General features: G+C 47.3%; 13 protein-coding genes. 11 read left to right on the top strand and 2 right to left on the bottom strand.

All coding sequences use genetic code 11. The features are described from left to right. Positions 1-93 precede the first annotated feature (93 nt). Both A10D4_RS13845 and A10D4_RS03760 read left to right on the top strand, forming a co-directional pair. Positions 94-267, top strand: coding sequence for a DUF1328 domain-containing protein (locus A10D4_RS13845; protein ID WP_008487840.1), 174 nt, complete (start codon positions 94-96; stop codon positions 265-267). Positions 268-757: 490 nt separating this feature from the next. After that, positions 758-2416, top strand: coding sequence for a diacylglycerol kinase family protein (locus A10D4_RS03760; RefSeq protein WP_008487839.1), 1659 nt, complete (start codon positions 758-760; stop codon positions 2414-2416). Here the strand turns inward: A10D4_RS03760 and A10D4_RS03755 are convergent. Beyond that, complete coding sequence (locus A10D4_RS03755; protein WP_008487838.1) at positions 2413-3768, bottom strand: sigma-54 interaction domain-containing protein; 1356 nt, start codon at positions 3766-3768, stop codon at positions 2413-2415. The two genes, A10D4_RS03760 and A10D4_RS03755, sit on opposite strands and share 4 nt — an antisense overlap. 248 nt (positions 3769-4016) lie before the next feature. On the opposite strand from A10D4_RS03755, the gene A10D4_RS03750 reads away from it, so the two are divergent. The 9 genes from A10D4_RS03750 to A10D4_RS03710 all read left to right on the top strand — a co-directional run bounded on the left by A10D4_RS03750 (position 4017) and on the right by A10D4_RS03710 (position 10808). After that, positions 4017-4487 carry a DUF2383 domain-containing protein gene (locus A10D4_RS03750; RefSeq protein WP_008487837.1) on the top strand — a complete coding sequence of 157 codons (471 nt, stop codon included), beginning with the start codon at positions 4017-4019 and terminating at the stop codon, positions 4485-4487. Positions 4488-4689: 202 nt separating this feature from the next. Continuing rightward, positions 4690-5241 (top strand): BON domain-containing protein, encoded by a 552-nt coding sequence (locus A10D4_RS03745; RefSeq protein ID WP_008487836.1) that lies wholly within the window; start codon positions 4690-4692, stop codon positions 5239-5241. A 238-nt stretch (positions 5242-5479) separates the two neighbouring features. Continuing rightward, the gene (locus A10D4_RS03740; protein WP_008487835.1) at positions 5480-6187 is read left to right on the top strand and encodes an OmpW/AlkL family protein; all 708 of its coding nucleotides are present in this window, start codon (positions 5480-5482) and stop codon (positions 6185-6187) included. A 289-nt stretch (positions 6188-6476) separates the two neighbouring features. Then, a complete protein-coding gene (locus A10D4_RS03735; RefSeq protein ID WP_008487834.1) occupies positions 6477-7172 on the top strand; it encodes a hypothetical protein in 696 nt (231 codons plus the stop codon). Further along, positions 7169-7945, top strand: coding sequence for a DUF3307 domain-containing protein (locus A10D4_RS03730; RefSeq protein WP_008487833.1), 777 nt, complete (start codon positions 7169-7171; stop codon positions 7943-7945). The genes A10D4_RS03735 and A10D4_RS03730 overlap by 4 nt, the downstream gene beginning before the upstream one ends. 5 nt (positions 7946-7950) lie before the next feature. Continuing rightward, positions 7951-8697 (top strand): 4'-phosphopantetheinyl transferase family protein, encoded by a 747-nt coding sequence (locus tag A10D4_RS03725; RefSeq protein ID WP_008487832.1) that lies wholly within the window; start codon positions 7951-7953, stop codon positions 8695-8697. 43 nt (positions 8698-8740) lie between these two features. Next, entirely contained in the window at positions 8741-9532 is a 792-nt protein-coding gene (locus A10D4_RS03720) for an enhanced serine sensitivity protein SseB C-terminal domain-containing protein (protein WP_008487830.1), read from the top strand. Positions 9533-9538: 6 nt separating this feature from the next. After that, on the top strand, positions 9539-9907 hold the full coding sequence (locus tag A10D4_RS03715) for an MmcQ/YjbR family DNA-binding protein (RefSeq protein WP_008487829.1): 369 nt from the start codon (positions 9539-9541) through the stop codon (positions 9905-9907). Positions 9908-9980: 73 nt separating this feature from the next. Continuing rightward, positions 9981-10808 (top strand): alpha/beta fold hydrolase, encoded by an 828-nt coding sequence (locus A10D4_RS03710; protein WP_008487828.1) that lies wholly within the window; start codon positions 9981-9983, stop codon positions 10806-10808. A 32-nt stretch (positions 10809-10840) separates the two neighbouring features. Here the strand turns inward: A10D4_RS03710 and A10D4_RS03705 are convergent, their stop codons facing one another. Beyond that, entirely contained in the window at positions 10841-12913 is a 2073-nt protein-coding gene (locus A10D4_RS03705) for a tail fiber/spike domain-containing protein (protein WP_008487827.1), read from the bottom strand. Between the last annotated feature and the right edge of the window lie 387 nt (positions 12914-13300).

Below are 13300 nucleotides of genomic sequence, written 5' to 3'. Positions count from 1 at the left end.
GTTATTAAAGTTGGCACGCTACTAGCATTATAGTCTTGTGTGAGCAGCCAAGGAGGTTGCTGAATCCGCCAAAACATAGATAAGGAGATTATTATGTTGGGATGGGCACTGGGTTTTTTAATCATTGCGATTATTGCAGGTGTATTAGGCTTTGGTGGTATTGCTGGCGCAGCGGCCGGTATTGCAAAAGTCATTTTCTTCATCTTCTTGGTGCTGCTGGTGATTTCTCTCATCATGCGCGTCACTCGAGGTGGACCTCGAGCATAGCATAGCTCGAAGCACGATAGTTGACGTTGACCAACTTGGTGGCAAGGACGTCGGGTAGCAAGGATGGTACCCAAATGACAATGCCAAAGGATCAACTCGCCAAGGATTGGCGACCAAGTTGGATAGCTCAGGATGAGCAGCGTCAATATCGTTAGCAACGATAGTCGAGCAAGCATTGGGCAACGTGGGTCAGGATGATTCGCACAAAGCAAGGATGAGACAGGCAGGAAGCCTTGTCAGACAAGGATGACGCTAGCGGGAAGCTAGCATCGGCGAGGAATGCCGCAGGGAAGATAACGCCACAGGATGTGGCCTAAAGGACGACATCGGCTAATACCGAGGTGAATGGATTCACCACGCCCAATAAACCGCTATTCAGGATGATTAGCGTGGGCTACATTGAGTAGGTTATGTAACTATTTCATTATGTAATTAAGTCTATGACGACTTAGGTTCGTTACGTAATCCGGCAAAGAGCAGGGGACGCTTTATGGCAGCAGTCACATCGGCATCGTATATCGCACGTTTTTATGCGGCGGGGGCGGCGCTTTCGGCACTGCTAGCCATTGTCATCGATATTTGGATATTGCGCGCGCTGTTAATTTGGATAACCCTATCGTTAGCAGCGGTCACTAGCGCTTATCTTTTAAACAACGCACGTATTTTCCGTAAACGCCAAGATGGCAGCATTCCGTTTTATATCCGCTGGTTATTTATTCCATTTTTATTGGGTGCGCAACTATACAACTTTTACACACGTCGACGTGATTCAGTACCGCCGATTCAAGCGATCGACGAACATGTGTATTTAGCTCGACGTTTGTTCCCCTCCGATGTCGAGCAATTGAAAGCCGAGAATATTACTGCGGTGCTAGATGTGACCGCCGAATTTGATGGTTTGGATTGGAGTCTAAATAACGAAGCCATTGATTATCTGAATATTCCCGTATTAGACCATGCGACCCCGAGTTTGCGCGAGCTGAATGAGGCCATTAACTGGTTAAACAAGCACGTCCAACAAGGGCATAACGTGGTCGTACATTGCGCGTTAGGGCGCGGTCGTTCGGTGATGGTGGTCGCTGCCTTTCTTTTGGCTAGTGGGCGCCAGGCATCATTGGACAAGGCGATGCAAAAGATCACCGATACCCGTACTACCGCACGCTTAAACTCACGCCAACGCAGCCGCTTAGATAACTATTTAGCAACCGGACAACTGCATATTGTGAAAAGCGCTTGGTTAATTGTTAACCCTGTGTCAGGTGGTGGCAAATGGCAGCAGCATCGCGAACAGATCATGGCTGAGTTGCAACCTTATTTTAATTTACAGGTGTGTGAGACCAGTCCAGAGCAGGGGGCTGAGGCATTGGCCGAGAAAGCCTTGGCGCAAGGCGCGGATTTACTCATCGCCTGTGGTGGCGATGGTACTCTGACAGCAGTTGCCAGTGTGCTAGAAGCCAGCGATAAAGCTGTCGATGCGGTTAAAATGGCTATTATTCCCCTAGGTACAGCGAATTCGCTAAGCCACGCGTTGTGGGGCTTTAAGTCAAAGCTGGTGCCGATTGATGTAGCTTGTGACGCGATATTAGGCGGCTATACACAATGCATCGATGTTGCCCGCTGTAACGATGAGATCATGTTGATGGTAACGGGGATTGGCTTTGAACAACAAATGATTGAAAAGGCTGACCGCCAGCAAAAGAATAAGTTGGGTCAGTTAGCCTATATCTCGGCGCTACTTGAAGCCTTTAGTCAAAATCAGCAGCTGCAGCTACGGGTGATATTCGACGACGAAGCGCCAGTAACCATCACTACCAATAGCTTTATCGTCGCTAATGCGGCACCGATCACCACGGTTTTAGCACAAGGCAAAGGCATGCCAACGGTTGATGACGGCGTGTTAGACGTAACCTGGTTAAAAGCCGATGCTGAGGGTGAGCAGCAAATCGTCAGTTTGGCTGAGTTACTCTACAGTGGGCTGACCGAACAAGGCGTTGATTATGCTGGCGAACATCGCACAGCAAAACATATTGAGGTCAGTACCGAAGGTCGTTTAAAGTACGTGATTGATGGTGAAACGCGCGCTGCCGACCAGTTGGTTATCGATGTCATACCGCGCGCGTTAGAGATTTTAATTCCAGATGAACGTTAACTGTCCTTTCCGCTACGTTGCTGGTATTTTCCTAGTTTGTTGTATAACGTTTTGACGCTGATACCTAACTGCTGTGCGGTATCCGATTTATTACCCCGGTTACTCGCTAAGGTGCGCTCGATAGCCGCTTGCTCCAGTTCTTCTAAAGACATACCGGCCGGTACGTCAATGCCTTCTTCAACGCGCGTTCGCGGTGTCGTTTGTAAAATTAAATGTTCCGGCATAATAATATCGTCGGCTAGGATATAAGCACGTTCGATGGTGTGTTTTAACTCTCGCACATTGCCCGGCCACGGATGCGCTTTGATATTTTTTAGCGTTTCCATGTCGATGCTTTTATTTTGCTTTTCCTGCGCATTACGATAAGCCAAAAAGTGTTTCGCTAAGCCGATGATATCTTCGCCACGATCCCGTAACGGCGGTACTTGTAGCGGAAATTGCGCCAACCGGAAGTACAGATCTTCACGAAATAATTCGTCGTTGATGGCTTCGATCGGTTCGCGATTCGTAGCCGCGACGATTCGGACATCCGCCATGTGCGTAGTTTGGCTACCCACCGGACGAAACTCTCCACTTTCTAACACGCGTAACAATTTAACTTGATGCTCCAGCGGCATTTCCGTCACTTCGTCGAGAAATAGTGTACCGCCGCGGGCTTGTTCGAAGACCCCTTGATGGTCTTTGTGGGCGCCCGTAAACGCGCCTTTAACATGGCCGAATAATTCGCTGTCAACCAATTCCGGACTCAGTGCACCACAATTCAGCGCTACAAATGGGTGATCGGTACGCTCGCTGGCGGCGTGAATGGTATTGGCGACCAGCTCTTTACCAGCACCACTTTCACCAACAATAAATACGTTAGCGGAGGTTTGCGCAACCTTACGGATGGTGCGGTAAAGTTTCAGCATCGCTTTCGAGGAACCAACCAATAAGCCGAACTGGTCGAGGTCACTGGTAATAACCTTTTCCGACTGCTGACGGTCGCGTGCTAGATGTTCGTGAAAATCGGATAAGGTCGTACCAATCCGGTTAAGATGATAAGGCTTACGGAAGTGATAACCCGCTCCTCGTAACATCATCTTATCAAGATAGGGGTTCGGCTTCCCGCTGCTGAGAAAAATAAAATCAATATCAGACAACAAGTGATGTTGATTCAGAAAATCGAAATGTTCCTGATCAAATTGCTTGGCTTCAATGATTGCGGCATCAAAGTTGCCAGCCTGTAGCTGCTGCGGCCAGGCATCGGTATCGCTACTGATGGTGACAATGAACTCTTGTAAAACCGGTAGTCTTTGGAGTTCTTGCAGTAACTCAAGATCATCCATAAAAATGAATAGGCTGGGTCGACCCATGTAGGCACTCCATAATCGGCTAACGCCGGTAATAATTATAATGAATGGGGCATATGACTATGGCCGCAATCGGTAATTTTGACTGGGATAACCGGTAATATTTACCCAGTCAGCCAAGCAATACGCCTCATGTTTCGATTTGGATTAATTATTTCTCATAAATATATCGTTTTTTTCGAAAAGTTAAAGTTGGTACGACACTTGTATATGTTTTTTCAACGGATGAAGATTCACAAGGAGTGGATAGCATGGAACAAACAGTACCGATTTTTCCTGATGTAGTAGACGATGTCATCAGTTTGTGTCGTGATGGTATGGCGTTCTATCTGTATGCTGCGGACAATGTTGATGATTACAATTTGCAGCGCTTATTTAAAGCACGTGCCGATATGCGTAGTCGGTTATTGCAACAGTTACAGCGCCAACTTAGCGCTGATAGCGTGCAGCGGGCGATAGCGTCAGGTCGGGCTGAGCAACTGCAACAATGGTATCGAGAGGCGATTGAGCAGATCAGTAGCTATGATAATTTCATTTTTATTGAGCTATTAGAGCGCCATGAAGCGCAAACGTTGCAGTTACTAAAGCATGCGGTTAAGCGCATCAACGACCAGCAAATGTCTGAGTACCTCGCTGAAATGGCTGCACATATGCAAATGGGCCACGACCGCATGCACGCGCTAAAGTCGCAATTTCAGTTCGAACAGCAAGTATCGTTATGAAAGTTTTACCACGGAGTCGGTAAAAGCTTACCCAGTATGTCGGTGAATGATGCGTTCATTGTTCGAGATGGCTGGTTTATTTTTATTTATTTCAGTCAGTTACAAAGTTGGCATGATGTTCGCTTAGTCTGTGCTGAGCAATTAATAATAGCTAAACGAGAGGTTTAGCTACTTTCGTTACAAAATAACAGTGGAGGTTATGATGAAACGTACAACGTTATCGATGGTATTAGCGGCTGCAATTGGTTCGGCCAGTGTATCTGCCTATGCGGCCAATGATTGGCAGGATGGTGCTAAAGATGCTTGGATCGACGGTACCGCTGAAACCACTTTGCTGCTCAATACTAATTTGAACAACTTTGACATTAATACCGATGTAGAGAACGGGGAAATTACGCTGACCGGTAAGGTCGACAGTGAGGTTGATAAGTCGCTGGCTGGCGAGCTAGTGCGTAATATCGACGGTGTTACCGACGTACACAACGAGTTAACGGTGATTAATGACGACGGTGAAGAGGATGACGAAGGGATCATGGATACCCTTAACGATTCGAAAATTTCGACTGTGGTCAAAACACGTTTACTATTTTCTTCTGACGTCAGCGGCACCAGCATTGATGTCGAAGTGAACCGTGGTGTGGTGACCCTAACCGGCACAGTAGACAGCGATGCCGAGCGCGACTTAGCGGTCGAAATTGCAAAAAGTACCGACGACGTACGTGATGTTGAAAATAACATCGAGGTAGCCGACTAAGGCAACCGGTTAAGTACTACTAGTCAGTACTTATATAAAGTACTCATATGGGCCAGCGCTTGCTGGCCTTTTTTCGTTTAATGGTGTGCGTTAGTGACTAATTGGTTGCACAAGCTAGGTAAATTTGATCCAGCGCAAGTTACGCAACGCGGCGACTGACGCACTTTGATCACGATCAATAACTACTACCCAGCAAACACGTAAACTCCATTTCGAATTCATTCGTAAGGAGTTTCTCATGAAACCGTTATCCCGTTGTGCAGTCGCGTTGTTCGGTGTCTTAAGCGTATTCAGTATCAGTTCGCAAGCCAGTGATTTTAGCATCAATGTGGGTGCTATCACGGTCATGCCCGACGACAGCAGCGGTCATTTGAACGTTGTCGAGCAAGTGGCTGGGATGCCAACTAACTCGACCGGCGCGGTCGTGAATACCAATACTCAGTTGGGTTTAAGCGTCGATTATCGCGTCGCTCCGCATTGGCAATTATCGCTAATTGCCGCTACCCCATTCGCGCACGATATTCACGGCAGTGGTAGCTTGGCGGGTATGTCGATCGGTCGTACTAAACAGCTACCGCCAACGCTGTTGGTGCAGTACCACTTTAACGATGACAACGCTGAGTTTAATCCGTTTGTCGGCGTTGGCGTGAACTACACCACGTTCTTTGACGAGAAAGTCGACGATCAACTCGGCTCCGCATTAGTGGGTATGGGAGCAATGCAAGCGACCGACAATGCTGAGTTGGCCTTATCGAGCAGCTGGGGATTAGCCTTTCAAGCGGGTATTAACTGGCAGTTAAGTCAGCAGTGGGGCGTGCATGCGATGGTCAGTAAAATTGCTATCGATACCGACGCCGATGTACGCATTAACGGTACTACCGTGGATAGCATTAAGGTCGATATCGACCCGTACGTGGCGATGCTGGGCTTACGTTATCGCTTCTAATCGTTATTTTGGTCATTAGGTGACACCTTAATTCACCTTATCTGGTTGCCGAGTGACAACCACGAGTTTGCGGCGTAACAGCATGTAGGGAGTGCTGTTGCGTCGCTTTTTTATGTGCTGGTCGACGCTTGCCACTGGTTTCACACCGCCCACCGAGTTCATCCAACAGTTAACCTTTTTCTTTGTTCATTAATTAGTGAACATCTTGTTTTGTTCATTTATGTTGTAACTTTTCCGTTTGTTCACTATATTGTTAACATAAAGCGTATCAACCCAAGTGAACTGAAATATGAGCTCTCAACACGACAACATCGACAATTCGACTAGTGCTGCTAGTATGGAGTACGCTGGCGTATTAACGGGAGATATCGTTGATTCTCAAAAAATCGACGCAAGCCAACACCAAGCGGTATTGACTCGCTTACGACAAACCTTAGCTTCTTTTTACGACACCTTATCATTGGTCGATTTTGATGTTTACCGTGGCGATGCTTTTCAAGCGTTGTTTGCAAAGCCGGCGGATGCGATTAAAGCGGCGATGCTGTTGCGTTTACTCATGCGTAATGCGGAGCCGACTTGTGAGGTCCGGCAGAGCGTAGGTATTGGTGCTATTGGCTCATTATCTGATGCGATAAAACGTGCTAATGGTGAAGCTTTTACACTGTCAGGCCGTGGTTTAGACAGTCTCCGTCATGGCTATTTAAGTGTGCACGCGCAAGATGCCGCGTTGCAGCAGCAATTGGGCTTGTTGACGCGCTTTGTCGATGCCCGATTAAGCGATCTGCCGACCATGCAAAGTCGAGTGTTATTGGCTTATTTACAACAACCCGACGCGACTCATGATGACCTTGCTAAACACTTAGGTAAAGCTCGTAGTACCATTACCCGTAGTTTGAATAGCGCTAACTATCAGCTCTTCGAGGATTATCTGGCGTACGTCGATAAGTGCTTTAATCAACAGCGACAGGGAGGTGCAAGACGATGATGCCATTGGTACTGTTACTACTCTTATTAGTGCTACATGTCTTAGCCGATTTTTATTGGCAGCCGGCTGCTTGGGTTACAGCAAAACGTCAATTAGGTTGGCGTGCGACGGCTTTATATTGGCACGGCTTATGTCATGCTGGGCCAATGTGGTTAGTCATGCTGGCTTTGGGGTATGGCCTACTCAATAGCTTGTTGGCCGCAGCGGTGATTTTTGTCAGTCATATCCTTATCGATTTATTAAAAGCACGCGTCAGTGCTAGCTTACGTCATTTTATCTGGGACCAATTAGCGCACTTAGTGGTGTTAGTCGGTCTGTGCTGGCTGCTCAGCGATGCTACTCAGCGGCAGACGCTGACGGCGATGGTACAGCCTTGGCTGGAAGGACAGCGGTTGTTACTGGTGGTGCCTTACTTATTGGCTTACTTACTGGTATTAAAGCCGGTGTCTGTGGTCATTGCTACCTTATTAAAACCTTGGTCAAATGCCCTCAATCAGCATCAAGGTCACGATCAAGAAACCTTAGATAAAGCCGGTGAGAAAATAGGCTATTTAGAGCGTTTATTAATTTTAACCTTCATGTTGCTTGGTCAGTTTTCCGCCATAGGGTTTTTATTAGCCGCGAAATCAGTATTTCGTTTCGGCGAATTAAAAAACGAACGTGATAAAAAGCTAACCGAATATGTCATGCTTGGCACCTTAGCCAGCTTTGTTTGCACGCTATTGGTGGGGCTATTGGTCAAGGCCTGGCTAAACTTACTAGGGGTCAGCTAACGGTCATGAACCGCAGTCGCTTTTTAGCCGAGTTAGTTTGGTCGTCATGGCCAACTAGCCAGACTCAGGGATTCTTTGACGCATTGGCTTATGCGCCCTTAACCGAGTCTGTTTATTTGGCGCAAGGGCGGTTCTCGCGCACTCATTATCACGCTGACTTGTATCAACAACTGGCTGTTACGCGGCCAGCGACTATCGACAACGCCGTGGTTAAGCGGCAAGCCGAATTTTTGGCCGGTCGTTACTTGGCTAAAAAACTACTAACGGCGCTCAATGTGGCCGATGCTAGCGCCGATATTGGTGTCGGCGATGCGCGCCAACCGCTGTGGCCTAACTGCATACAGGGCTCGATAACCCACAGTAAAGAGCAGGTATTCTGTTTAATCAGCTTACAGCCGGATCGTGCATTGGGTATTGACGTTGAACACATCATGACTGATAAGCTGGCAACACAAATCGGCTCACGCGTTTATCAAGAGCCGGAGTTAAGCGTGCTCAGCGCTGCTGGACTGTCACTAGCGACCGCTAGCACACTGATCTTCTCGGCTAAAGAAAGCATTTACAAAGCGCTGTATCCCCAAGTGCGGCAGTTTTTTGGCTTTGACGCAGCGACCTTACTGGCGGTTAATAAGGTTCAGCGACGGCTGAGATTTCGTTTAGCCAGCGACTTTGCCCATCAACATCAGTTGGCGGCAGAGCATTATGTCGACTTTGCGCTGGCCGACAATTACCTGTTAACTTGGCTGCTTTAAGCGTCGCTGATTAATCTCAAGGACAACTGACATAGGGATAATAATGCAACCGACTGACAATAATTTATTGGAACAAGCACTGCGTTTAGCCGCCGAAGAGCAGGCACATCGGCCGCGTTTTATTGAATTATTGCTCGATGCTGAGGTGTTGGTCTTGGGGCTGAGCGTTGCTGACAGCGATGTTGGAGCCGGTCAGCAAGTACAGATACAACATTGGCAAAAAAACGACGATAGCAAGATCATTCCATTTTTTACGTCGATCACGGCATTGCAGCGTGCCATCAACGAGAAAACCAATTATCTACAACTGCCTGCGCGGGCACTGTTTGAAATGACACAAGGCGCTAACCTAGTGCTGAATCCGTATTCTGATCACGGTAAAGAGTTTACCGCCGAAGAAATTAGCGGGTTACTCACCAATGGCGGCAAAGTTGTCGCGCAACAGCGGCGGATAAGCAAAGATACGCCGGTAATGTTAGGACAACCGGCAAGCTATCCGACAAAGCTTGTTGACTCATTAACACAATTATTTGCGCAGTATTCGCAAGTCAAAAAAGCTTATTTGGCGATGATGTATCAAGGCCAGTCCGGTGCCGACGCAGCGCCCAATTTAGTAATTGGACTACAGGTGGAATCGGATTTAGAAATCGTTATTAGCGCTGCTGGTAGCGTTGTTCGTGACGTAGCCGAAGATGGTGAGGCGGTCGATTTTTGTGCCGTCGAAACCGACGACAATAGCACCTTAAGCCAATATTTTATCAACCAAACTACACCCTTCTACCAACGGCGTTGGGGTAGCAAGCTGAAATCTTGGCTGGCTAAGGGCAGGGCTTAGCTGGCTATGGATATGCACGCATTCAACCGCTTTTGCGCTACTTATACTGCGGCCACGCATGTGCAGCAGTGGGGCGCATCACAGGTTTGGAAGGTAGGCGGAAAAGTCTTTGCTATCGGTGCTATGAGTAAAAGCGGTGAACCGGCTTATAGCTTTAAAACATCGGATCTGAATTACCACTTCCTTTGTCAACAAGCAGGCTATATTCCCGCCCCATATCTAGCCAGCCGTGGTTTAAAATGGATACAACAAATTGCCACCAACGGCGAGCTTGACGACGATCTCAATTATTACCTGAGCGAATCTTATCGTATTGTAGCAACCAGCCTGAGTTTAAAAAAACAACGTGAGTTGGGGCTTGTGCTCAAAAGCTGAATAGCTAACGAAGATGACTTCAGCCATTTGCATGTTTTGCTGTCGACCACCTGGGTCGTTTAAGGAATTTACCGTGAAATTGATTACCGCAGTTGTCAGTACCTTCGCCTTTGTCATGTCGACGCAGGCGGCGACGCTTAAAGTTGGCGATATTGAACTGGAGTATGAACTAGCTGGCAATGGCAAGCACATCGTTCTGCTCGAAGCGGGCGGCAGTGCGGGCATGTCTGACTGGGACCCGGTATTCGAGCAAGTGGCCGAACATGCCACCGTTATTCGCTATTCACGTGTCGGCAATGGTAACTCAACCGCCATTCAGCGCCATTTCACCTCGCGCGACTACGCTGATTACGCCAGCCAACTATTAACCCAGCTAGCTATCGAACAACCCGTTATTTTTGTCGCTCATTCCTACGGTGGTAATATCGCCAGAGATTTCGCTGTGGCGCACCCCTCGCAAATAAAAGCCTTACTATTACTCGACCCATCCTCGGAACACGATGTCGACATTTTGAGAGCCATCGACTTAGAACAGGGCAACCGTGAAATTGCACAGATCAAACTCGACGATATGGCCAACGGCATGTCTAATCAGTACCTCGATTTCTGGAGCAAAAGACCATTACCCGACTATCCGCAAATTCATGACATCCCGGTCACGGTGATCGCCTCGGTCAAAAAACACGACAACCCAGCCAATCTATTTTTTACCGACCAAGGGCGACGCCTTTGGGGTGAACTCTGGCAACAATGGGCAAATGACTTTCCACAGGGCAAATCGGTATTGACCGAAAACAGCGGCCACTTCGTGCAATTTGACGAGCCCGAGCTAGTCATCGACGAACTGTTGGTACTGATAGAAAAGCTTGATGAAGCCGAAGCTAAAGCCACCTCATTATAGTCCGTGGTAGATTTGTTGTGCTTTTCTTTTTCTTAAATATTATCAAAATCCCATTTAAATCGGATTCCTGTATTGTTAGTACCGGCGCGTTGGTGCGTTTTCACTTCAACTCGGTATCCAGAGTAGGTTGTAGGCATAGTCAATTCGAGTGTTGAGCCAGACCATGCTAGCGATGGGGCCGTGGGATTTCCTCCAAGTATTTTTTGCATCACTGCGGGTCTGAACCCTCCCTCGTCGACACCGATTAGCGCCAAAAATTTAGTTGGCTCAGCAGCACCGATGGCGCTAACTTGTACAATGTCAATTTCTATGGCTAGAGCTGCATCTTTCGAATTATCAGTTATAGTTAAAAGTGGTTCAGTAACACTTGATGATGAGGTACGAAATAATACGCTATTACACGGCATTTGTGAGGCTGGCTCGAACCAGTTTCCCTCATCTTGCTGGTCATACGGACGCCCAACAATCTTACCGCCACCAAGATATTTTGCGCCGCTTCGGTAATCGTCTTCATCAGTTTTTATCAGGGCGTTAGCCGATGTTCGTCGACTTATATTGTATGAGATTTCCGATCGCGGGATTGTTTTGTCGACTTTTAGTGAGTTGGCATTATATTGTGAAGGCGTAGATACCTTGATGCGTTTTGTAAATGCAGAGCTCGGGTTACGTAGCTCGAAGTTGGACAGATTGCCCGACTCAAAGAAACCCGAGTATGTGATGGCGTGGTCAATTTCAGTAGAGCCGTCAGAGTGACCTAAGCCTAGCGTATAAATAACGTCAAAAGATGCTGTACGAGCGTTGTGCGCTCGTAAGGCTCGCGTACAGAACTCTACGCCTAGACCAATCGCCTTAAATCCGCGAACATTCTCGATATTGTATGCGTATGAGCTACCTAGCGTGCTAGCGTATGTGTTATTCGAATCGTCTCGGCCAATAAAATCTGCGTGGCAGTTTATCAAGGTGCAATAGGTGTGCCCGCTATTGCCTGACACTGAAAAGCCGTGTAGACCGGCATAATCGGCTGAGCAGGTATCTAGGAGTAAGCCGGTTCTTGCTGCGCTATCGCCATCTTCGGCTTCCGCTGTAAAATTAAAGCAACTATGCAGTTCTCCTGCGTAACGACAGCGAACTTTCTCGAAGCGGGCGACGAAACCACTAAATCTTAATACGTCTTCTCTTGCATGCTCCAATTGCATTTCAGACCACATCGAGTATGACATATTTCGATAATCGGCCTTAATTACGTTGGTCGGTCTGTCGCCGTGCGCATCCCATCTACCACCAGAAATTCGGCCGTTGCACATATGTAGAAACGCTTTCGCACCGATACTGACTGGGCATACTGAAACAACTTCGTCCATAGCTGCCAGCTCCGCTACAGTTTCATCTACGGCTAAGGTGTTATGCTGCCAGTCAATAACGACTAGATCTGGACGTTTTATCATAATGCCTACGCTACGTCCTTCAGCAAGTGCGGGGAGCTCGCCATCGTACAGCGATTGTATTTTAAGCACTGAGTCTTCTAACGTGGGATTCGATATTTTTAAACCTCGGCGTAAGCCCATCAACTCCACGACATCAATCGCTCGTTGAATCGAAGGGCGGATGTCTTTACCGTCGGACTCCAAATAAAATTGTTTCGTATTAATGTAGTCAACAGCGCTAAACACATCGGGATTTAGCACGTTATCAAGAGATAGCGCTACAAGACTAGCGCCAAATCCAGCTGACGTGTTTGCCAAATCACTGCGAATAGCTGCTTGCCCAACATCAATCCAAGCACCATCACCTACGCCGCCGGTTTCAGAGGGGGTTGAGGATGCTGGGACATTTTTTGGTAAGGCGCCATCCCATCGATAATACGTCAATTCATCGGCCAGATAAGCGACTTCATTTCGAGAGTTTATTGTGAAACCAATTGAGAAATTGCCAGCACTCACAGTCTTCAGTGAGTTGATCGCTGCTTCACTTCGCCGCTGTATCTCTGATAGCGTAAGTCTGGGTTGTCCGAGCCTATCGAGTACGCTTGCATCATTGCTAGTCACAACACGGGCTAGTGTAGCCAAATCCAGATCTGCATTAGTTAAAACTTGAGACGTTTCCATTCGTTATCTCCTAAAATCCATTTAATTTTCAGCATACGCCACTAACTAGTCCTTTTCTAAAAGCTTATCTGATCCAAAATGAGAATCTATAGTTAAAGATGTAATTGGTTAGGGGATGACACAACATTAATACCAGCATTGGTTTCTTTTAACACAGTGGTGATTTGCGATTCAGTAAAACGTAATTTTTCATTGTCGTTTCCTGCGTTAATTATTACAGAAAACCCTAATTAAGCCTGTCTCAGTCTAGGCGAAGTAGGCAGTTACATTTGTTAAATTTACTTATTTGAATTGCTACACAAAGCTTTTCGGACTGCTCTGTAAGAGATTGATTTAGCGAGCTATTGAAGAAAGGAAATTGGTCGGCGTGACTGGATTTGAACCAGC

This window comes from Idiomarina xiamenensis 10-D-4, from assembly GCF_000299895.1.
Lineage (GTDB): Bacteria > Pseudomonadota > Gammaproteobacteria > Enterobacterales > Alteromonadaceae > Idiomarina > Idiomarina xiamenensis.
The sequence above is the reverse complement of the archived record's forward strand: the minus strand, read 5'-3'. Positions and strand labels throughout refer to the sequence as shown.